The organism is Psychrobacter nivimaris (genome assembly GCF_009812035.1).
Lineage (GTDB): Bacteria > Pseudomonadota > Gammaproteobacteria > Pseudomonadales > Moraxellaceae > Psychrobacter > Psychrobacter nivimaris.
In genome coordinates, this window is record NZ_VZIZ01000013.1 from 87,303 (window position 1) to 110,018 (window position 22,716).

At 42.6% G+C, this 22,716-nt stretch carries 19 protein-coding genes and 2 tRNA genes; 17 read left to right on the top strand and 4 right to left on the bottom strand.

The features are described from left to right. Window positions 1–49 precede the first annotated feature (49 nt). From bamB to FQV37_RS05475, 3 genes are all read left to right on the top strand, one after another. On the top strand, window positions 50–1,258 hold the full coding sequence (bamB, locus tag FQV37_RS05465) for an outer membrane protein assembly factor BamB (RefSeq protein ID WP_160021594.1): 1,209 nt from the start codon (window positions 50–52) through the stop codon (window positions 1,256–1,258). Between the two features lie 393 nt (window positions 1,259–1,651). Beyond that, on the top strand, window positions 1,652–3,073 hold the full coding sequence (der, locus tag FQV37_RS05470; protein ID WP_057759046.1) for a ribosome biogenesis GTPase Der: 1,422 nt from the start codon (window positions 1,652–1,654) through the stop codon (window positions 3,071–3,073). A 234-nt stretch (window positions 3,074–3,307) separates the two neighbouring features. Continuing rightward, window positions 3,308–5,278 (top strand): sensor histidine kinase, encoded by a 1,971-nt coding sequence (locus tag FQV37_RS05475; protein ID WP_160021595.1) that lies wholly within the window; start codon window positions 3,308–3,310, stop codon window positions 5,276–5,278. 183 nt (window positions 5,279–5,461) lie between these two features. Here the strand turns inward: FQV37_RS05475 and FQV37_RS05480 are convergent, their stop codons facing one another. Next, window positions 5,462–6,628 (bottom strand): D-alanyl-D-alanine carboxypeptidase family protein, encoded by a 1,167-nt coding sequence (locus FQV37_RS05480; protein ID WP_160021596.1) that lies wholly within the window; start codon window positions 6,626–6,628, stop codon window positions 5,462–5,464. A gap of 500 nt (window positions 6,629–7,128) precedes the next feature. Further along, window positions 7,129–7,563, bottom strand: coding sequence for an MCR_0457 family protein (locus FQV37_RS05485; protein ID WP_057759051.1), 435 nt, complete (start codon window positions 7,561–7,563; stop codon window positions 7,129–7,131). A gap of 540 nt (window positions 7,564–8,103) precedes the next feature. Here FQV37_RS05485 and surE point away from each other — a divergent pair. The 12 genes from surE to modB all read left to right on the top strand — a co-directional run bounded on the left by surE (window position 8,104) and on the right by modB (window position 18,710). Next, entirely contained in the window at window positions 8,104–8,922 is an 819-nt protein-coding gene (surE, locus tag FQV37_RS05490) for a 5'/3'-nucleotidase SurE (RefSeq protein WP_160021597.1), read from the top strand. A 135-nt stretch (window positions 8,923–9,057) separates the two neighbouring features. Next, on the top strand, window positions 9,058–9,846 hold the full coding sequence (locus FQV37_RS05495; protein WP_102092022.1) for a LysM peptidoglycan-binding domain-containing M23 family metallopeptidase: 789 nt from the start codon (window positions 9,058–9,060) through the stop codon (window positions 9,844–9,846). A gap of 69 nt (window positions 9,847–9,915) precedes the next feature. Further along, the gene (locus FQV37_RS05500; RefSeq protein ID WP_101206205.1) at window positions 9,916–11,214 is read left to right on the top strand and encodes a lytic murein transglycosylase; all 1,299 of its coding nucleotides are present in this window, start codon (window positions 9,916–9,918) and stop codon (window positions 11,212–11,214) included. Between the two features lie 421 nt (window positions 11,215–11,635). Next, entirely contained in the window at window positions 11,636–12,931 is a 1,296-nt protein-coding gene (locus FQV37_RS05505) for a molybdopterin molybdotransferase MoeA (protein WP_160021598.1), read from the top strand. A 205-nt stretch (window positions 12,932–13,136) separates the two neighbouring features. Next, entirely contained in the window at window positions 13,137–14,174 is a 1,038-nt protein-coding gene (moaA, locus tag FQV37_RS05510; RefSeq protein ID WP_420876985.1) for a GTP 3',8-cyclase MoaA, read from the top strand. A gap of 128 nt (window positions 14,175–14,302) precedes the next feature. Then, complete coding sequence (gene moaB, locus FQV37_RS05515; RefSeq protein WP_160021600.1) at window positions 14,303–14,833, top strand: molybdenum cofactor biosynthesis protein B; 531 nt, start codon at window positions 14,303–14,305, stop codon at window positions 14,831–14,833. Between the two features lie 57 nt (window positions 14,834–14,890). Continuing rightward, a complete protein-coding gene (mobA, locus tag FQV37_RS05520; RefSeq protein ID WP_160021601.1) occupies window positions 14,891–15,595 on the top strand; it encodes a molybdenum cofactor guanylyltransferase in 705 nt (234 codons plus the stop codon). Between the two features lie 30 nt (window positions 15,596–15,625). After that, a complete protein-coding gene (gene moaC, locus FQV37_RS05525) occupies window positions 15,626–16,132 on the top strand; it encodes a cyclic pyranopterin monophosphate synthase MoaC (RefSeq protein WP_160021602.1) in 507 nt (168 codons plus the stop codon). A gap of 89 nt (window positions 16,133–16,221) precedes the next feature. Then, window positions 16,222–16,503 carry a MoaD/ThiS family protein gene (locus tag FQV37_RS05530; protein WP_160021603.1) on the top strand — a complete coding sequence of 94 codons (282 nt, stop codon included), beginning with the start codon at window positions 16,222–16,224 and terminating at the stop codon, window positions 16,501–16,503. A 77-nt stretch (window positions 16,504–16,580) separates the two neighbouring features. Further along, window positions 16,581–17,072 carry a molybdenum cofactor biosynthesis protein MoaE gene (locus FQV37_RS05535; protein WP_160021604.1) on the top strand — a complete coding sequence of 164 codons (492 nt, stop codon included), beginning with the start codon at window positions 16,581–16,583 and terminating at the stop codon, window positions 17,070–17,072. Continuing rightward, on the top strand, window positions 17,065–17,934 hold the full coding sequence (gene modA / locus FQV37_RS05540; protein WP_160021605.1) for a molybdate ABC transporter substrate-binding protein: 870 nt from the start codon (window positions 17,065–17,067) through the stop codon (window positions 17,932–17,934). The genes FQV37_RS05535 and modA overlap by 8 nt, the downstream gene beginning before the upstream one ends. A 74-nt stretch (window positions 17,935–18,008) precedes the next feature. Further along, entirely contained in the window at window positions 18,009–18,710 is a 702-nt protein-coding gene (modB, locus tag FQV37_RS05545; protein ID WP_160021606.1) for a molybdate ABC transporter permease subunit, read from the top strand. Window positions 18,711–18,867: 157 nt separating this feature from the next. Here modB and FQV37_RS05550 read toward each other — a convergent pair. Together FQV37_RS05550 and FQV37_RS05555 are read right to left on the bottom strand one after the other, a co-directional pair. Then, window positions 18,868–18,944: transfer RNA gene (locus tag FQV37_RS05550), tRNA-Asp, on the bottom strand. A gap of 37 nt (window positions 18,945–18,981) precedes the next feature. Further along, window positions 18,982–19,057, bottom strand: a tRNA-Val gene (locus tag FQV37_RS05555). A 283-nt stretch (window positions 19,058–19,340) separates the two neighbouring features. Between FQV37_RS05555 and FQV37_RS05560 the strand changes: the two genes are divergently transcribed. Next, entirely contained in the window at window positions 19,341–20,978 is a 1,638-nt protein-coding gene (locus FQV37_RS05560) for a cardiolipin synthase (protein WP_160021607.1), read from the top strand. A 119-nt stretch (window positions 20,979–21,097) separates the two neighbouring features. Continuing rightward, on the top strand, window positions 21,098–22,627 hold the full coding sequence (locus FQV37_RS05565; protein ID WP_160021608.1) for a tetratricopeptide repeat protein: 1,530 nt from the start codon (window positions 21,098–21,100) through the stop codon (window positions 22,625–22,627). Window positions 22,628–22,716: the final 89 nt, after the last annotated feature.

Consider the following 22,716-nt stretch of genomic DNA (forward strand, 5'->3'; position numbering starts at 1 on the left):
TTGGCCAATTTACCAATTAATAATAATTTATCTGTAGTGAGAACATACAATGACTCAATCTATTCGCTCTAGCAAAATGTTAAACACCAAGACTATCAAAAAGACAGTCATGCATGTGGCCGTACTGGCAGTAATGAGCACGGCAGTGATTGGATGTAATCGCGGTATTAAGCCGGTCGTTAATGATCCGGTAAAATTGGTACAAATCGCTCAGCCGATTAGCGTACTACAGCCTGTATTTAGTACCGATGTTGGCAACAAAAAAGCCAGTAAAAAAGATCCGCTAGATTTGCAAGTTGGCTATGCCAATGGTCAAATCGTTACGGCCTCACGTGGTGGTGAGCTGTCAGGGTTTAATAGTACAGGTGAGCGTGTATGGTCAATCAATGTTGACGATCAAATCACCGGCGGTGTTGCAGTAGATGCATTGAGCCATACAGCTATCATTAGTACTCGTGGTGGCAAGGTCATGGCGTTTGATAGCACGACTGGTGCAAAGCGCTGGCAGCAGCAGTTGTCAGGTTCGGTGTTGACGCCAGCACTGATTACCAATAATCGTGTGGTATTATCAGCGAATGATGGTTTCTTACACGGTCTGTCGCTGCAAACTGGACAGTCAGTATGGCAGTTCGCAACTCAGGTACCTGCTATCAGCGTTCGTGGTAGCGCTGCGCCGACCTTATTAGACAATGAGACGGCACTTTTGGCGACAGCTGATGGTCGTTTGCATGCGATTACTGTCGACAACGGTCTTCCGCTATGGTCAAGACGTGTTGGCGTAGGTGCTGGTAGTAGTGAAGTTGAGCGCATGAGCGATGTCGATGGCAAACCTATCGTAGATAAAAATCAGTTGTTTGCGATCAGCTATAGTGGTCAGCTATTAGGTATTGATTTGGCCTCGCGTCAGGTGATGTTCGTCAATGAAATTGCGAGTCTCAAATCACTGGCGGTAAATACTCAGCAAGTCATCGCTACCAGTCTAGATGGCAAAGTAGTTGCTTATGATCGCAACAGTGGTGAGACGCTATGGGAAAGTGACGAATTGGCTTATCGTGACCTTACCAATCCTGTGATGATTGGCAACTATATTGCCATTGGTGATTTCGATGGTGTAGTACATTTGTTTGACCCTGCTACGGGTAGCATCGTTAGTCGTGTAGAGACAAAAGGTGCGTTGACCAACTTGCAAGTCCAAGGTAGCCGATTAATGACTCAAAGTACGTCAGGACAAGTTGCTATCTGGCAACTAGTTCGCTAATAACTATATAGATAGGTGCTTATAGATAATTAACGAAGTGTAATATTTCACTATAGCCCTTAAGCCTATTCTTGATTATCATTTATAAAACACAAACGCTGCTTAGTCAGCGTTTAGTGCCTTGTGTAAATTGCTTGTTTAAACACAGGCTTTCGCGTACTCTATGCGACCGATGTGCTATCCATATATACTACTTATTTATGTATAATAGGTAGAATGAAGCCATCCTATATACTATTTTTAATCGTAAAATAGCCATCTATTATTTTTGCTATTGTTCTATCATCCATTTTAATTCACGGTCAATTGCAGCATATCTATTACTATTGTTATGTCACTGGTTATAAGAATAACTGTACTGCCCGTCATTGTGCCTTTCACTGAGAGTAACCCATGAGTATCAAGCCTGTGGTCGCCTTAATTGGTCGTCCAAACGTCGGTAAATCCACCTTATTTAATCAGTTCACAAAAAGTCGGCAGGCATTGGTCGCTGACCTTTCAGGATTGACTCGTGACCGTCAGTACGGTGATGCAACTTATGAAGATAAATCCTTTATCGTTGTAGATACGGGTGGTATCGGTGAAGCTGATGACGGTAGTGGTAATATCGATGACTATATGTCTGAGCAGTCGCATACAGCAATCCATGAAGCAGATATCATCGTATTTGTCGTTGACGCTCGTGCCGGTATGATTGGCGCTGATGCTGAAATTGGTAAGTTTTTGCATACATTAGGCAAGCCTGTCTATGTTGTCGCCAATAAAGTCGACGGTGTACATGATGCAGCACCTGCTGAGTTTTATGCACTAGGCTTGGGTGAGCCGTATCCGATGGCAGCCAGTCATGGTCGCGGTGTAGGCAATTTGCTTGAAGTGCTAACAGCTGATATGCCTGAGCAAGAAAACATAGTAGAGCCAAGAGGCTTGAAGCTTGCCATTATCGGTCGTCCAAATGTTGGTAAATCGACGCTCGTAAACCGCTTGCTTGGCGAAGATCGAGTAGTGGTATTCGATATGCCAGGCACGACGCGTGATAGTATTTATATTCCTTATCAGCGTGAAGGTCGCGACTATGTTTTGATCGACACTGCTGGTGTACGTCGCCGCGGTAAAATCGATGAAAAGGTAGAAAAATTCTCTGTCATCAAGACTTTGCAGGCGATTGAAGATTCTAACGTAACCGTGATTGTTATTGATGCTCACGAAGGTATCGTGGATCAAGATTTGCATATGATTGGTTATGCGCTTGACGCTGGACGTGCGTTAGTCGTTGCGATCAACAAGTGGGATGGTCTAACGCAAGATCAAAGAGACTATATCAAGCTTGAAATGGATCGCCGTTTTAGCTTTATTCCTTATGTAAAAATACATTTGATTTCAGCACTGCATGGTACAGGCGTTGGCAATTTATATCCGTCTATCTTGCGTGCCTATAAATCTTCGATGTTTGAAGTATCGACCAACCGTTTGACTCAGATTCTGCAAGATGCGGTAACGGCCAATCCGCCACCAACCGTTGCTGGTCGTCGTATCAAGTTACGTTATGCGCATATTGGTGGCCACAATCCACCCGTTATTGTTATTCATGGTAACCAAACCAGTGCGCTTCCTAAGAGCTATCAGCGTTATCTAGAAAATCAATTCCGTCAAGTGTTTAAGCTAGAAGGCACACCGCTTAACGTTATCTTGAAGCAAAACGATAACCCATATGCGAACAAGAGTGACACACCGACTAAGGCAAAAGCTCAGCAATTGCGTCAACGTGAGCGTAATAGATCACAGAAATTTACTACCAAAGATAAAAAGCCTCGTTAATTCTCGTATTTTATGCTTTATGCTTTATGCTTTATGCTTTATGCTTTATAGCTTTAGCTTTATGATTAATGTCATCGCGTTCGATAGCGCGATGACATTTTTCTATTAATACGCTATAGTTTGGGCTTATAAATAGTTATCTGAATGCTTTAAAAATACTCAAATGTTTTACTTATCACATCTTTAAAATACCTGTACTATAAATGAAAGCTGCACGCGACTCAGTAGAGTGATATGAACAACCGTTCGTCTCAAACCATTCCCGTACTTATCTGGCGTTCTGTCATACAAGCCGCTGTTTTGGCAGTATTGGCAGGTTTTTTATTGCCTTTTATTTATGGTTTAGTGCATCACTATCAAGAAAAAGAACAGCATATTCAACAATTGGCATCGCTATTAACGACTAGTGCATCGACTGCAGATGGCGCAGATATCGTGGCTGAACAAGTGAATATCTTGTTAGAAAATGAGCCGACTATCCAGAGTATTGTTTTCTATTCAACCTCTGAGCCAATTGAGGATATAGACCAGTCGCTTGCTGATTGGAAAAATGCTTTATTTGCGCACACGGTCAGTTTCAACTATCCAGTGATTAGTAAAGTCCTTGATGCCAATAGTGCCACGTCCAATGAGTCTGATTCCAATCAACAGTTAGCACTGACTTTATCAAACATTATGAGCGAATCGTCAGTGCCAGATGAGACGACTGATACAGCTACCGAAAATAGCACATTGATTGGTTATATCAATATTACGATGGACGTAGAGTTGCTACGTTTACATTGGTTTCAAAATATCCTGTGGTTATGGCTAACAACAGTGGTAATGATTGTTATATCTGCCTTATATATTTTTAGAAAGCTGAATTGGCCAGTTAAAGATATTGAAGTGTTAACTGATGTTTGTGACATTGTCATAAACAACACAAATCTAGAGCAATTACCCGTCATTCCGCAACAATTTAATTTTCAAGAACTGACTCATATCAAGAAAGCACTAATTGTGTTATTTAATCGTTTACAAGAAGCGAGGCAAGGTTATGAAACCCTTGCGGCCTTTGAACAGCAGTTACACAATAAAGATGTGTCACTTGATGTGCAATTGCATAATTTTCAAAGCATGATTTCTCATGAGTTAAAAACGTCATTGAATGCAATTGTAGGTGGTTTACAACTATTGGATCATGAGGCGCTCAACAGAGAGCAAAAAGACGCGGTAGAGATTATCAGTAGTGGTAGTGATAAATTGGTATTGTCATTAGATCATATTATACAGTTGAACCAGATTCAAAAAGGCCAGATAAGAATTCATAAAAATGAGTTTAACCCATTACAGTTAATCGCTGATCTGCTAGCTAAGTTTGAAAATACGGCTACTCAAAAAGGGCTAGAGCTGATTAGTAATATTCATCATATAGACTATAGCCTGTACGGTGATTCAGAAAAAATACATCAGATACTATCGATACTGCTCAATAATGCGATTAAGTTCACGCCTGTCGGAAAAGTTACGATTGCGTCGCAACTGACACATTTTAATAAAAGTAATCGTTGGCAAATTAGCGTAAAAGATACGGGTATTGGTATTGATAAAGAACACCTAGATGATATATTTAATCCGTTCTTTCAGGTAGATTCGTCGCAAACTCGCCAGTATGAAGGCTCAGGCGTTGGCTTACCTATCGTTAGACAAATGGCACAGCTTATGGGTGCTACTATAGATGTTGATAGTGTGCTTGGTGTAGGTACGCAGTTTACGCTGACCATAGCGATGCCCAATCAACAGCAATCAAAACAGCAGCGCTTATTGTCTGGCCTAACGATTATTTATTATTACTATCATGAGACAGGCTCCTTGTTAGAGGAACTGGAATACCTAGGTGCTACGATCATTTGTCGCCAAGGTAACCAACTCGTCATAGAGGAGATGCGTAAGCAGAAAGTTGACATGGTAATGTTTGCTGAAGATGTTTTCCCAGAAAAAGCTGAGATACTAGCCAAGCGCATTCGTCAGTATGAAAGCGATGAGGGCAGTAAGAGCGAGCATCGTGCGTTATTGGTATATTGGTATCCGCAGCATCGGGCGCGCTATGTAGACAGTTTTGAGTATGGTTTAAAAGCAGCTGGCATTGACTATTGTCATATTGCTACTTATAAAGACAAAGCATTAAGCGACTTATTAAAACAATGGTTGGTTTGGACGTAGTACGGTTCTATTAAATCGGTGTTCCTAGTTAGGCTTATTTAATTTACTAGGTAGCATTTTTCATATTTTTTACTATCGAAGCACTGTTGAATTAAAGTAAGCATAAAAAGAAAAAAGACGCCCATTTTGAGGCGTCTTTTTTTTAAACAGTTTTTAGCTAGAATTGCTTTTTAAAGGTTTCTCTTAGAGAAGATTCTTTACCCAGCGTACGATATGTTCCCAAGTACGGCTCATAAAGCCTGACTGTTCGATATCGTTGGTTGCAATGATAGGAACTGAGGCTACCGCTTTACCATCAATGACAGCCATCATTTTACCAACTTCCTGACCTTTTTTGATCGGTGCTTCTAAACTCTCAGGAATATCCACCACTGTGGTAATTTTGTTTTTCTGGGTTTTGCTGGTTAGGATTTGCAAGTTGTCGCCAGTTGCAAGCTCTACCTCGTCAGCTTCTCCAAACCATACTGGAAGCTTGCTAACGAACTGCCCAGCAGGCGCCTTGGTAACCGTTGTAAAGTGACCGAAACCCCAGTTAAGTAGTTCGCGTGACTGATCAGCGCGAGCCTGTTGGCTCTTGGTACCCATAATGACAGAGATTAGACGCATGCCTTCACGGTTGCTTGATGCAACCAAGCAGTAGCCTGCTGCATCAGTGTGGCCCGTTTTTAGGCCATCAACAGTTGGGTCAGTAATCAGCAGAGCATTACGGTTACCTTGGGTAATACCGTTATAAGTGAACTCTTTTTCTGCGTAGATACTATAGTAGTCGCCGCTGTTTTTGATAATAGCGCGCGCGAGTTTAGACAAATCCAAAGCAGATGCTAAATGACCTTCATCAGGCATACCCGTAGCATTGACAAAGTTAGAGTTCTCCATGCCAATTTTTTGCGCTTGTTCGTTCATCAAGATTGCAAACGAGGCTTCGCTACCAGCAATATGTTCAGCCATGGCTTTTGATGCATCATTACCTGATTGAATGATAATACCGCGTAGCATATCGATGACGCTGGCAGTTTTGTTCACAGGCACATACATACAAGATTGGCTGCTGCTACCACGGCACCATGCGTTTGGACTCATCAATACCTGTTCATCTTCTTTCAGGTCGCCTGATGCTAAGCGTTGCTCAATGATATAACTGGTCATCATCTTAGTCAGAGATGCTGGCGGCAGCGCCTCATTGGCGTTCTTTTGAGCCAAAATTTCGCCAGTGTTATAGTCCATCAACACATAGGCAGTATTGTCCATTTCAGGTGGTTGAATGGCTGCGTTTGCCACTACTGCACTCATCGAGATACTTACACCAACTACCAGCTGTATCAGCTGATTTTTTACACGCTTTACTGTCATATATCATTACACCGCATCATGGAACCAAATGTATCTATCGCTTATGTTTTGTACCTATTTCCATACATTATTTTAAGCAGCATGTCTTAAATGCAGTGTTTAAAATAATGTATCGATGAAAATAGTAACGCCTACACAATAGACATAAAATTAACGCCTTATCTTAGCAAAATGACTACCGATGGGGAATCGATAAATGCAAAAATAAGGCAAGTTTGAAAAGAAAAATGAAGGCCTATCATATATTTGTTATGTCTATCATCTGACCAGTCTCTGTAATAAAAATTTAACGCTCACAAAAAAGCCTGCTGCACTGCTTGTGAATAACAAGTAAAGTGACAGCAAGCTTTGATGCTACAGATATCTAGACAATCAGTTGATAAACTTTGCTTAACCGATGTTATAAAGAGTACATAGCTTTTATTTTATTATCATTGATACCAATATTATTAACACATTAAGCAGATGACGCTAGTCATTGAATTAAACTAGATAGTTGTCTAATAATCCGCGTTTGCCAAATCTTCACATAGTGCTTTGTTTTCTTGCTTTGAGAAACCCATCGTCCAACTACGAATACCTTGTAGTATCTGGCGATAGTCTTGCTGTGTAGATAGGTACTGAATAGCCGCTTTTGGATCTTCTAAAGAAGGCATTAGCTCATGTAGCTGTACGGTATACGATTTATAGAACCGCTGTTTTTGCTTACCATTTAGCATTGGTGGGCATATCTCTGATAGTACCTGCATTACCGCAATTTCGTGCTTAGTGATGTTGATGCCAGACATGTCTAGCGGAATGGTAGTGCCAGAGTTATTCGCAGCATTAGAAGCTTGAGACAGCATAGCAACAGACGTTATCAGTCCTGCAATCCCAACTTTTGAGGCAGTATTTGCTATCACAGAAGCTATAGATAATATCGATTGTTTATTCATTCAGTATTACACTCGCTCGTCTTTATTTAATGGTCATATGTTAATCGGTAAAAAAACAAAAGTCACATAAAATATTGATTTATGTGTAGATATCTTGTGAGCCAAAACCATTTTTTAGCAACATATCAGTAGCATACCCTAATGACGTTACTTCAGTATCAGTACATCGGTTTGTATTGTTGTGGGGTGTTGCGTATTGTAACGCGCTGCTTAATCTACTGGTTGTTATTCGTTTGATACAGATCTTGTTACGCTACTTTCATCGTATAATTACCAACATAAGAAGAGCATGATATTTTGATAAAGACAGGGTTCGTGTCTTTATATTATTCAGTTATAATCGCCCATGCTATCAAAATGAATCTTTTTCTCTAGACTGTGACGTCATGTCATTGAAGAATTAGAGTATCATGTTTTCATTTTAAATATGAGCATCGTATTTTTATGCCATATCTTGAACGGACATGGCGCGATAGCAGAATTACCAAATAGAGATGTAGAAAGACAGCTAATAAAATATTAACCACATACTGAGTAGAAATGAGATTTTTAATTAGTAATGATGACGGTGTGTATGCGCCAGGATTATTGGCACTATCTCAGGCATTATCGATTATCGGCGAAGTGGTCGTCGTCGCCCCGAACGATGAACAAAGCGGCTATGCCAGCGCTTTGAGTGTCTCAAGACCACTGCATACACATCAGCTGCCTTCTGGATTTGTAGCAGTAAATGGTTCACCAGCTGATTGTGTTTATCTAGCAATACATGAGTTGTATCGTGATACTGACTTTGACTGCGTGATTACAGGTATCAACTCAGGGGCTAACTTGGGACAAGATGTGATGTTCTCTGGTACGTTCGGTGCTGCATTGACCGCGCAACTATCTGGTATCCCTGCTATAGCAACGTCTTTGGTAGGCGGGGGTGTTAAAAGCGGCGGGCAAGAATCAGCCAGTGATTATCAAGTTGCCGCACATGAAATCGTCAAACTGCTTACTGAGACTTCGATTTTAGAGATGCTCAAAAGTTTGCCCTATCATGTATTAAACGTTAATATTCCTGATGTGCAGCATGCCGATGATATCAAGGGTCGAAAAATAACCTCGTTAGGCCATAAGCAAGCTGCTCAGCCAGTACGCCATATGATAGATCCACGCGGCCGAGATGCATACTGGTTGTCTCTACGCAAAGGTAAAAATGAGCGACCATTAGAAACGTCAATCGATGCGGTACAAGCAAAGCAGGATGTGATGACAGATTATCAGGCTGTAGCGGCAGGGTATGTCAGTTTATCACCAGTACGCCTACATCATACGCCAACGGCAGCGCTGGAGAGATTATCAACACTCGCGCTATAAATTCTATAAGATATAGTCCATACCGGCTTATTAAACACTGACGTGTTATGAGAATATCAGAAGACTCTTGTATGATATCAAGCGCTTTTGAATGATTAAACAATGAATGAGCAACACAAAGAATAGGAACCTTGTATGAAAAAAATCATAGCTGGATCGCACCTTGTTAAAGCCGCGTTGATTGGTACTATGGCAGTCGCTACTCTATCTGTCGTTGGCTGTGCAACGAAGCCTACCTATCAATCAGCAAACCAAGCAGGTCCTAAGATTATTACTAACGCGCAAGGCGTCCCTAACTATCACCGTGTACAACGCGGCGATACGGTCAGCCAGATTGCAGCGCGCTATCGTCTGAACTACCGCCAAATCGGAGCGATGAACAATCTAGATAGTAAATACACCATCTATAGTGGCCAATGGCTCAAACTATGGCAAGGCAATGTGGCAACCACTGCAAGTAACAATAGCTACAGTGCTCCAGTTCAAACGCAACCAACTTATACGCCACCTGTGACCCAATCTCAAACACCAGCTTATGAGGCCACTGCCAACTCGACCTCTGGTTATGATTATCCTACGCGTAACCCAGTGACTCGTAATATTGACCCTGCTACGGGCAATATGGGAATGTGGTTTGCGGGCAAAGTTGGTGATCCAGTACTTGCCAGCCAATCAGGAACTGTGCTTTACTCAGGCAACGGTCTGCCAGAGTATGGCAATCTAATTATGATTCGTCATAGTGATAACTACATCACAGCCTACGCCCACAATAGCCAATTATTGGTGCAAGAGGGCGATACAGTACAGCGTGGCCAACGTATTGCTAGTATGGGTAGCAGTGGTCAGACCAATGAGGTAGGCTTAGAGTTTCAAGTTCGCTTAAATGGTAATCCTATTGACCCACGTAGCGTACTTGGGCGTTAGACTTAAATAATAGCTACGGATAGCTTGGCCACTGTGAGCCATTTTATTTATTCATGTTTGAGATTTTTTATGAGATTAAAAAAGCAATACCTCACCCTTATGCCAGCATTAGTGATGGTCGGGTGTACAAGCCAGCAGGCAATGCAAAGTAAGCCTGTTCGTCAAGGCGGCGTTGAGATTACTCAAACCCAAACCGTTCAGGTCAAACCAACACCTGCACCAGTCGTAAAACCGCAGCCTGCGCCCAAGCCTAGCTATAGTAGCTTTTCTGATTGGAAGTCAGACTTTTCTATGCGTGCCATATCGTCAGGCTATGATGCCCAAGTTATTGGTCGATTGCTTGATTCTGCTTATCTAAACCAGCAAGTCATCTCATTAGATTCAGGTCAGCCCGAGTTTTCCAAGATGCCGTGGGAATACGTAGATTCTGCGGTATCAAGTGGACGCGTCAGTGTAGGGAAGCGCAAATTTGCTGAACAGCGCGCTTATTTGTCTCAGCTAGAGTCTCAGTATGGGGTTAATGCAGAGATTATCGCTGCGATATGGGGCATGGAGTCATCGTATGGCGCTGTGACCGGTAATAGTGATTTGCCAAGTTCGCTTGCCAGCCTTGCCTATGATGGTCGTCGTCAAGAGTTTGCTGAAACGCAGTTGCTATCGTTAGCGACACTGCTACAACGCGGTGATGTATCTTGGTCACAGCTCGACGGCTCTTGGGCAGGCGGCATGGGACAAACCCAGTTTATCCCTGAGACTTGGCTCAAACAAGGGGTCGATGGTGATGGCAATGGGCATCGCAATCCTTGGGCGACTGGTGATGCACTAGCCTCGACGGCCAACTATCTTAGCAATTCAGGTTGGGTTCGTGGCTTAGCACCGTTTTATGAGGCAACGGTGCCAGCATCGTTTGATTACTCAGTGGTTGGTAGTAAACAACCTGCTGCTAGATGGGCTGCGATGGGTGTCGATACGATAGCGGACGTTTACTTAGACGCCAATACTCAGATGGAGCTATGGTTACCCGCTGGTAAAGACGGTCCCGTATTATTGCTGAGCCCAAACTTTGATGTGATTAAAGTCTATAACAACTCATCAAGTTATGCGTTGGGCGTTAGTCTACTAGGCAAAACGATTAATGGACAAAGCGGGTTGCAAAAATCTTGGCCTCGTTATGAGCGTCCATTATCGACCACGCAAGTGACTAACCTACAACGTCGGTTGACTAGTATGGGTTACGATACCAAAGGCGCTGATGGTATTGTGGGTACCAATACTCGTATGGCATTCCAGCGCTGGCAAGCAGATAACGGCCAAACGCCAGATGGATTTATCACTCAAAACAGTGCGTCTTCATTGGCTGGATGGTGAGGTAGGCTGACGGTATTTATACACTGTATAAAAGTGGTTCTTTTTAATAGTATTTAGCCATTATTAATTAGCCACTAGCCAACAAACGATAATTTACTTTGTTCTACAAAAAGCACCTTGCCAAGGTGCTTTTTTTGTCTCAATCTATGTCTGATTTTGCTGACACCTTTAACATAATGGACAATGCAATAAATATCAAATGTTAAGACCAGTGTACTCTGGTTTTATTCAAAACTTATCAGGACAAGGTTAATACAAGAAAGTTGATACTTTGAATGATAGACTCTAGATAATGTGTTTTTTGACGATGACTTTTACTCATAGTGTTTAGTAACAATTTTCAATGACCATTTTAAATAACAGTTTCGATTACGAATAATTAGAACGACAGTAATTAGAACGACAGAAAGAGCGTGACCTTATGATTACCATGGAAGAATTACAAGCTGCGATACAGCAACGGATAGATAATTATCATATTACTGATTTTCCGCTACAAAAAAGAGCCGTCAATACTCTAAAGTTGCTGTGCAGCCTAAACCATATACTGGCTCAAGATATTGCTTCACCTTTTGATGTGCCGAGACAGAATCTATCTGCAATGGATGGTTATGCGATTGCCAAAGGTAGTGAGTTATCAGAAAACAGTACTATCGAAATCGTTGGTGAGTCGCAAGCTGGCAGTGCTTATACTGGTAAGACAGCGGCGGGGCGAGGGGTACGTATTTTTACTGGTGCAGTCGTGCCAGATTGCTGTGATACGGTCATTATGCAAGAGAATACAAACTTTGCAGATATCAAAGCGACCGTTGATAAATCTCGACCTTATAACATTACGCTCACGCAAACCGCCAAAGTTGACGATAATATCCGCTCACAAGGCGAAGAGATTGAGTCTGGCGAAGCCGTACTAAAAATTGGTAAACGACTTAATCCTGCAGATATTAGCTTGCTTGCCAACCTTGGTATTAGCCAAGTGAACGTGTTCCAGCCGCTAGTCGTAGGTGTGCTGGCGACAGGTGATGAGCTCGTGGCTATTGGCAATGAGCTACAAAGTCTAGCCCAAATATATAATTCTAATACTCCAACGCTCAAAAGCTTGCTATCAGATTTGCCCATCATTATTCGTGATTATGGCATTATTCCTGACAACCTAGAGCAGACAACTATCGCAGTCAATGAGGCCATGCAGGACTGTGATGTACTGATATCGACAGCAGGTGTCTCTGTTGGTGACTATGATTTTTTGACCACTGTGATCGAAACGCTAGGTCAGATTAACCATTACAAAGTGGCGATGAAGCCTGGTAAGCCTTTTGTATTTGGCGAGTTAGATAAAAATCTCGATAAGCCAGTATTGTATTTTGGCCTACCGGGCAATCCGCTCTCTACGGTTGTGGGTACGCTACAGTTTGTGATTCCTGCATTGTGGCAAATGTCAGGTGCTAGCGTATCAGAGCAGCCGATGCCGCTAACTATTAAAGCCAAACTTATCAGCGACATTAGAAAATCTCCCGGCCGCAAAGATTTTCAGCGTGGCGTATTGTCACGAGATGAGACAGGTCATTATCAAGTTGAGTGCTTCTCAAGACAGCAGTCACATAGGATTAAACAGCTGAGCCGCGCCAATTGCTTCATTGTATTGGACAAAGACCGTGGGAACGTAGCAGCCGGTAATGACGTCGTTGTACAACCGTTTCCTTGGCTACATCGCTAATTCATCGTTTGCCAATTTATTGTAAGGTGGTCGTACAAAGCTAGAGAGCAATCCTATAACCTTACACTGGTATGCTAAATACGAATAACAAAGTAGTGCTTATAGTAAGCAGTACTGATGGCAGTAACATATGATTGATGACAACATAGATGACAAACACAAAATAGACAGTCCGCAACTCTATTCACCGAGCTTGGCACCCGCAATGTCTGATGGTTACATAGAGCCTTCCTTGGTCGTGCCTACTGAACAGATGAGTGACTATCACCAGCCGCTAACCGATGGGTTTGCACGGCGTCTGACTTATTTGCGTCTGTCTATTACTGACTTTTGTAATTTTCGCTGTGAGTATTGCCTGCCAAATGGCTATCAAGGTAAGCGCCCTGATGATGAGCTGAGTATCTCTGAAATTGCCACCTTGGTGCGCGGCTTTGCTCAAGTAGGTACCAAAAAAGTTAGAATTACAGGTGGTGAGCCCTCTATTCGTCGTGATGTTGTCGAAATTATCGAAACAATTAAGCAAACTGACGGTATTGAGACAGTTGCGATGACCAGTAACGGTTATAAATTGGGTAAACATATAGCCAGCTGGCAAGAGGCTGGACTTGATCAGCTCAATATTAGTATGGACAGCTTTGATGCTGCTACTTTTCATAAAATGACAGGCTTTGATACCTTGCCACAGATATTGGCTGACATGGATATATTGTTAGAAACGACTGATATCAAACTGAAAATAAATAGTGTCTTGATGGCGGAGACTGCTTTTGAGAACTTAGTCACGGCGATCGACTATGTCAAAGATAGACAAGTGACTTATCGCTTTATCGAATTTATGCAGACCAGTGACAATAGCGATTTGTTTTTTGCTCAGCATGCTCAGTCTGATATTATCACCGATTACTTGTTAGAAAATGGCTGGCAGCCGCACGAGCGCGGTAGTGCCGATGGTCCAGCAGTAGAATACAGCCACCCTGAATATGTCGGTCGTATCGGTATGATTGCCCCATATGCGGCGCACTTCTGTGATACCTGTAACCGCTTGCGCGTAAGCAGCCAAGGCAAGGTGCATTTGTGTCTGTTTGACCAAGGCAACTACGATATCCGTCCATACCTACAGCAAGACGATATCCAAGGACTGGTGAACACTTTACATAGTTTTATGCCAATCAAGCCTGAGCATCATCATTTGCATGACTCTAACAGTGGCATCATGCACAATCTATCGATAATCGGCGGATAAAACATTTCGAGTCTGCAATCATGACGCTGATATACACGGTTTTTCAATGCAATCTTTTTTAACATAGCTCTTTTTGATTCAACGGATCTTTAATACAATTATAAAATGACATCTATAAAGGATTATTTATGAGTAAGCCTGCTGCACAATTTACACCGCTTAATATTGCTGTATTGACTGTTTCTGATAGCCGTACGCTGGCAGAAGATACGTCAGGTCAGTACTTAGTAAATAGCTTGACTGAAGCAGGTCATCATTTAGCAGATCGTCAATTAATTACCGACGATATTTACCAGATTCGCGCAGTCATTAGTGGCTGGATTGCTAGCCCAGACGTTCATGCAGTTATTACCACTGGCGGCACAGGGTTCTTCATTAGAGACAGCATGCCAGAAGCTGTGAGTGTACTGTTTGATAAATCAATCGATGGTTTTGGTGAAATGTTCCGTCTAATCTCAAAAGATGAGATCGGTATGTCTACCGTACAATCGCGAGCAGTTGCTGGCATGGCCAATGGTACGGGTATATTCTGTCTACCAGGATCGTCTGGTGCTTGCCGTACGGGTTGGGAAAATATCTTAAAGGATCAGTTTGATAGCCGTACTCGTCCGTGCAATTTTGTGCCGCATTTTTTGGCACAAAATCCTAGCCATGATTGAGTTATAAATAATTGAGCTATGAGTGATATACAATCAAGCCTGACAGGTAAATGGTAAATGAAAAACTGCTCAAATAATCTGGATGGTTTGGCAGGTGTGATTATCTTGGCAGGCGGCGCATCTAGACGTATGGGAACGGCTAAGGCGATGCTGACGCTACCGTCAGGTGAGCAGCTGCTAGACTATCATGTTCGTCATGCGAGCAAGTTACAGATTCCTATATTGGTTGCAGATAATGGTCGCGGCTTTCAAACTGGTTTAGATGTCCATTTAGAAAAAACCAATTCGCCTATTATTCATATTGCTGATTATGGTGCTGATGTTGACTCTAATGAGCATGATGCGCGGGTCAAAACTGGCGGCGCATTGGTGGCTATCGAATCAGCCTTACAAACATTGAGCGATTTGAATGATTCAGGCATATCAAAAAATGTACAAGCTTCGTGGTTACTGGTTATCAGCTGTGATAGCTTAATACCAGCAACTGACTTGTGGCAGAAACTACAATGTAAAATGAGCCTTGCTGCTGATAAGAAAGTGATTTGCTTAAAAGATGATAGTCACTTATATCCATTGTTAGGCCTGTATCAGTTAAGCATTGAGCGTGATTTGAAAAACTATATAGATAGCGGACAGCGTAGAGTAATGCAGTTTATTCAGCCATTAGTGCAAGCTGTACCATTTAGCAAAGAGTGGCAAAATCTAACCAACTTCAATACGCCTGAAGATTTTAATCAGGCATGTGCTGCTCTACCAAAATAATAAAAATATCATATAGAAAAGGTTATATAAATGAGTGACAGCGTTCAGATAAATCAGCAATTTACTTTATCTCACTTGGATAGTGAGGGTGATATTACCATGGTCGATGTCAGTGGTAAGACAGCAACGACGCGAGAAGCCAATGCCACTGGACAAGTACGCTTTCCCAGTGAGATTTATGCGCAGATTAAAGCGGCTGATGGGATGACCAAAAAAGGCAGCATCACGCAAACAGCTCATATCGCTGGTATCATGGCGGCCAAACGCACTCATGATCTTATACCGCTTTGTCATCCACTACCGCTAGACAAGATAGGTTTGAGCTTTGAGTATAACGACGCGCTCAGCAGCATCACGGTCAGTGCGATGGTCAAGGTCACGCACAAAACAGGGGTTGAGATGGAAGCGCTAACAGCGGTCAGCGTTGCCTGCTTAACTATCTATGATATGACCAAAGCACTATCGCATGATATCGTTATAGACGATATTCATCTGGTCAAAAAGACAGGCGGCAAGTCAGACTATAGTCATGCTTAAAGTGACAACATTGCAGAGTGTGTCGTCAATCAATTAATAAAAATGTGCTAAGTGCCAAGCAAGGAAGCTTGCATAAGAGGGAGAGGTTTATGAGTGCTATCGATATGACAACTAATATCGAATCAACGATGAATATTAATGTCATGTACTTTGCCAGTTTGGCTGACGAGGCCAATTGTCAACAAGAGACAGTAAGCGTACAGCAGGATACGTCATTGACTGAACTATACGAACAGCTTAGTCAAAAACATCGCTTTAGCCGTCCGCAGTCGGAGCTACGAGTCGCAGTGAATGACTACTTTGCCAAATGGACTGACCAGATAAATAATGGTGATAGCGTGGTTTTCATCACGCCAGTCGCTGGTGGTTAGACAAGCGTTTATTAGTGTCCATTTTGTCAGTAGCTATTCAGTGGTTACAAAGAGAAAATAATAAATAGAGAAGAAAAATGACCGACAACGTCCACGATCATTCAATGAGCATCAAACGTAGTGCTGACGAAGCTTACCTTATCGCTGAGCGTGATGGTTTTGCGCTACTAGATATTGTGATTGACGAAGATAGGCTAAAAAGTACGTTAGATAATGACAGCTGCGGCGCGTTTGTTTGTTTTGAAGGGCGAGTGCGCAATCATAATAACGCTACGAGCGTCGATCGCCTTACCTATTATGGTTATGAAGATTTGGCCATCAATCAAGGTCGCGCCATTATAGAAGAAGCCAAAAAGCGTTTTGAAATTACGCATGCTATTGCGATACATCGTATCGGTGCGTTAGAAATTGGCGACGTGGCTGTGTGGGTTGGGGTGGTGTCAGCGCATCGTTATCCAGCATTTGATGCTTGTCGCTGGATATTAGATACCATCAAAGCAGACATTCCTGTGTGGAAGCAAGAATACTACGAAGACGACTCGTCTAAATGGCTCAGCAATAATGGTTAAGTCATTAGTTACTGTCTGTGTATCTGCTTGTCTGCTATTATCACTAAATGCTTGTACGCAAGACAAAGACGCTAATACGACGCTTACTGATACTACTGAGCAATCTCATACATTGCGTATTGCTGCGGCTGCTAACTTATCTGATGTACTCCCTCATATCATTGATAGCTATCAGGCTGATAACAGCTCATCTGCCCAAAATATTTCAGGTATCTCAGATATTGAAGTTACTTATGCCTCTTCTGGCAAGTTATATGCGCAAATCAAAGCAGGGGCACCGTATGATATATTCTTGTCTGCCAATCAAGATTTTCCTGCTAAATTGGCTGATGAAAATTCAGCTGATGTTACTAGTAAAGAGCGTAAACTAACTAAGCCCTTTACATATACTAGAGGACAGTTAGCGCTCTATAGTGTCAGCAAACCTTTAAACGATTTTACGCCAACATCGCTGGGTGATGTGTTTACCAGTGCTGACTTTACTCAGGACAGCAAGGTAGCTATTGCGAACCCTGACCTTGCGCCTTATGGTGCGTCTGCCAAAGCCTATCTGCAATCACAAAATATGTACGATAAGTTAAATGCTCAAAAAAGCTTGATACAGTCAGAGAATATCGGTCAAGCGTTTCAATATGCGTATACGGGTAGTGTGGACTATGGGTTTGTAGCACAGTCTCAGCTTGTTGCGATTAAAGCCAAGCCTGAGCAGTTTATTACTTTGCTGCCAGCGTCTTATCCAGCTATCTTACAAGATGGCATAATTATCAATAACACCGCCCCAGCAGCAGACTTCACCGACTACCTGCGCTCAAAAGCAGGGCAGCAACACTTCTTACAAGTAGGCTATCTGGCCGTCCAGTAATACGTTAGACTAGGGTTGCTTGAATGTTCAACAGACCCTAACCCCTCTCATCATAGAACGAGCAGTGACATTATATGATCGACCAGTCTCTTATGTCAGACATGCTCAGTCCATTTTGGGTGAGCATTAAGCTCGCTTGCGTGACTACCTTATGTCTATTGCTATTTGCAACGCCTATCGCTTATTGGTTGGCTAAGCCGAGCCGTATAAAAGCAAGAGGACGTCTTAAGGTACTGCTCATGGGCATCATTACGATGCCTCTGGTGCTACCACCTACCGTGATTGGTTTTTATCTACTGTTACTGCTCAGTCCTAGTGTGGGTATCGGTAAATGGTTGAGCGAACATAATATTAGCCCGCTGATTTTTACCTTTGAAGGTCTGGTCATTGGTTCTATTATTTACTCATTGCCTTTTTATATACAGCCTGTCTATGCACAGTTTTTGCGTATTCCGCAAAGTGTCACGGAAGTCGCTCATCTCCTAGAACCAAGTCGTATGCGACGGTTTATGAAAGTGGCCTTACCGCAAGCGCGCGTGGGTATTATTTTGGGGAGTTTGGTGAGCTTTGCTCATACCATTGGGGAGTTTGGGGTTGTACTGATGATAGGCGGCAGCATCTCAGGCGAAACTAAAGTAGTATCGATTGCGATATATGAGCAGGTAGAAGCGCTCAACTATGAGGCGGCGCATATGATGTCTGGTATTTTGATTATTATGGGTGTAGTGATGGTAGCGTTAATCGCTAGTGTGAGCCGAATAAGTCAACGTTCATAGCACTGAAACATTTGTATGCGAGTTAAGAAGTGTTAGATAGTGCAACAGCTATATAAACAATGTCTAAGTAGAATATACAGACACAAAAAAACCTCAAACAATCTAATGCTTGAGGCGAAACTTGCTTAAACCCAAAGGTTTAAATTCGTTTTAAATATGGCGCAGCGGACGGGACTCGAACCCGCGACCCCCGGCGTGACAGGCCGGTATTCTAACCAACTGAACTACCGCTGCTTAGGTCTCTTAGCTTGTTTAGCCACTTGCTAAGAAGTGGTGGGTGATGACGGATTCGAACCGCCGACATTCTGCGTGTAAGGCAGACGCTCTACCAACTGAGCTAATCACCCTTCGAACAATTGCTAGGCAATTTATTCAACATCAACTGAGCTCTTAAGTTTGTCACTAAGCTCCGTTGCTGTGGGTGTGTATTATATAGATTTACTGTTGGGTGTCAAATATTATTTTAATGTTTTTAGAAAATAATTATAAATCGGACTTGTAATCTATCAAAAATAGCACTCAAAGCCATGTATTATATAGCATTTCTAAAAGTACACTTATTATCATTATTTGTTGTTTAGAGGTGAAAAGCTACTATACTATGGATGCTTTGCTCGTTGAACACGGTTGATGGAGGCCAATATAAACACTTTTACTATTAAGGATACTTTTACTAGCTGGACCTGGGGAGACTTAGCGGGTCTAGGTCTGGTGCTGCATATTGTACTTATGATAGTAATGACGCTGCGCGTGGTTTCTGTGCAGCGCAATATTGGCGTGTCTATTGCTTGGGTGGCTGTGCTTTACACGTTACCAGTATTTGGTTTTGTGGCTTATATCCTGCTCGGTGAGCCGATGATTGGACGGCGCTATCGTGAACGCGTGGATCAAGCCAGCATCTTGATGAATGATATGGCAAGGCGTGAGCATCTGATTTTTGATAAAGGGCAGGACTTATTACCAGCCAACTACCGCGGTGTTAGCCAAATAGGAACGCGCTGGACCGGGTTTGGTGTATTTCCCAATCACCAAATGCAGCTGTTGACGGATCCTGCTTCTATTTTTCAGCGTTTGATTGAAGATATTCATGCCGCCCAGCGTATTGTCCTTATGGAATTTTATATTGTCTATCCAAAAGGACAGGTGCTAGAAGTCATAGAAGCGCTTTCTGTAGCGGCTCAGCGCGGCGTAGAGTGTCATATATTGGCTGATAGTGTGGGCAGCTTTAGCTTTATTAATAGTAGCGTGCACCGTAAATTAGAAAAAGCAGGGGTTTATGTCCATCAGTCATTGCCAGTGGGGTTGTTTAAGACACTATTTAAACGTTCTGATTTGCGCAATCATCGTAAAATGGTGGTTATCGATGAACATATTGGCTATATCGGCAGCTTCAACTTGGTTGATCCAAGGTTTTTTAAGCAAAATAAAAACGTCGGTCAATGGATTGATGTGGCGCTACGAACAACTAGCCAGCACTCGATTAGTATCAATACAGCGATGGCCAAGGTGATAGTTACCGACATCGGTGCTGAAAGTAATGACAATCTTGCCGAGCTGCATCAGCGGGTTAATAACTATACTCGTAAGTTATATGTGATGCATCCGACCATCAATGATTTAAATAGCCGAGTGAAGGTATTGGCGGATACGTTTGATGATCATGAGCAGCCAGATATAGGTGCCACTTCGATTGTCGTACCAAAGATGCCTGTTGTGGACAAAGTCTTGGCGCAGCTAATACCTTCAGCACCGCAGCTAACGGCTCATGTGATTTACAATACGTTAGTTACCGTGATTCATCGTGCCAATAAGCGCATCCGTATTACCACGCCTTATTTTGTCCCTGATGAATCCCTATCAGGCGCGCTGACGATAGCAGCTAAGCGCGGCGTTGATGTGACGATTATTGTTCCTGAAAAGGTTGATTCATTTTTGGTACAGCATGCTTCTCAGGCTTATTATCAAGAGTTGTTGGATGCAGGGGTAACGATCGCATTGTTTAGAGGTGGTTTGCTACACGCAAAAACAGTGGTTATCGATGATGACTACTGTTTATTTGGCACCGTCAATATTGATATGCGCAGCTTTTATTTAAATATGGAAGTCAGTTTGGCGATTTATACGCCAGAAATGGTCGCCCAAGTAGCGGACTGTCAGGAAGTCTATTTAGAAAACTGTCGAATCTTGGATAGTGATGAGTGGCAACAGCGTCACGGATCAAAACGCTTGTTTGATAATGTCGTGCGCTTGTTCAGTCCTTTATTGTAGCACTCGGATTTTTAGGGTAAGGTAATCTACCAGTACCGTTCTATTATTTTAGTAGTATTAGCACTTTTATAGCCTATGCTTTTTTGGTTTATCTATCTGTAAAGAGGACTCGCCTGTCTATGTCTGCATCACCTTTAACGCCACTTGACTATATTGCAGAAGGCTACTGGCAAGATTTCTTGGCTGGGCGTTCTATTGCAGGCGGTATTGCTTACGAAACTGAGCTGCGCGCTTGTACGTTAGATGAGTCGCTTGAGAGTTTACAGCGTGTCGATACGCTATTGTCCCAAGTGCGCCGAGATATGATTAAAAGTGGTATGTGGGATGAGATGACGCTGTTGGTTGATGAGCGCTATCGTAATTTTATGGTGTTTTTGGCGTTTTATGCCGGTCGTGTATTGGCGCAGCAGTGGCAAAACAAGCCACATTGGTATGGTCAGTTTGAGCTGCGTAAACGTTACCCTGAGCTAACGTTGATCACCGATGATTTTTATCAGCATATGGCGGTTGGTTATGATAATGACGGGGTTAAAGAGCGCTTATTTTTTGCTTTAGAGCCAATAGGGCTACGTCTGTTTGGTCATATTGATCGGCAGTTTGATGCAGTACAAGGTGGGCAGGTAGAGAGTGGGCTGTATCAAGCGGTTAGCCTTAGACTACCAACTATTTTAAGTAACGACGTTCATTCATTGTCCGAATTAACATCGAATAAAGTAGCAATAAACAAAATAACAACACATAAAGCAACCACTCATCAAGTCGCTGATAGTGGTAATCCGAGCGCAGATTCAAATACGCATGTCGGTACTAGCCAATCGAATGAGCTTCTTGAAAAGCCACAGGAAGTATCGATAGGAACTGAGCATAACCTAGCTAATGCAGTTGTAACTGATGGTGAGAGTCTCGCAGCTCTATCTGCTATGCCTGATACTGTAACTGAGTTGCAAACAAGTGTAGTGCCTCCTGAGTCTGAGAATCCAATAAAGCCTGAGCTGACTAAAGTAAAGAAGCCAACAGCTAAGCCTGCGTCACCTGTAAAAAACACATCAACGCCAGAGATGTTTACGCAACTGCTCGTAGAGTTAGATGAGATAACGGTGCCACAACCAACTGGTGATGTGCAATATCAGCAAGCACGCAAAGTATTAGATCAGTTCGAGCAGCATATTGCCAAACAGAACAAATCTCGTCGCCAAGTTATATTTTCAGATGATCATATCGCAGCAAAAAACAAAGCGTTGCTATTACTACAAGCGGCTGCTGAAGATGGTAATACAGCGGCTATGTTACGTTTGGCCATGTATGAATTGTTAGGTGAAGGTTTGACAGCGGACAGTGACAATCAAAAAAAATCTGGCGTAGATTGGGTTAATCAAGCCGCCAGCAAAAACGACAGCCGTGCTCAGCGTCTACTCAGTAAAATGTATTATCAAGGAGTAGGGGTGTCTCAAGATATAGATAGCGGTAAATACTGGTTAGAGCAAGCAGCGGATAATGGTCATGCAGAAGCGGCCAATCTGGTCAAGCAATGGCAGCAAGCAGATATGCTGCTGACCACACAGAAGCAAGAGCAGCATAGCACCAAGCGTTATCAGCTGTTAATCGGCGCAATCATCGCAGTCGCTTTATTGATAATAGTCATTATCTAATAACTATTTACTCAGTAACTTTTTAAAAGCTTATTGTTACAGCTTAAATTCAGGTAGAATTGGCGCGCTTTACCTTTACCCTTTTATTG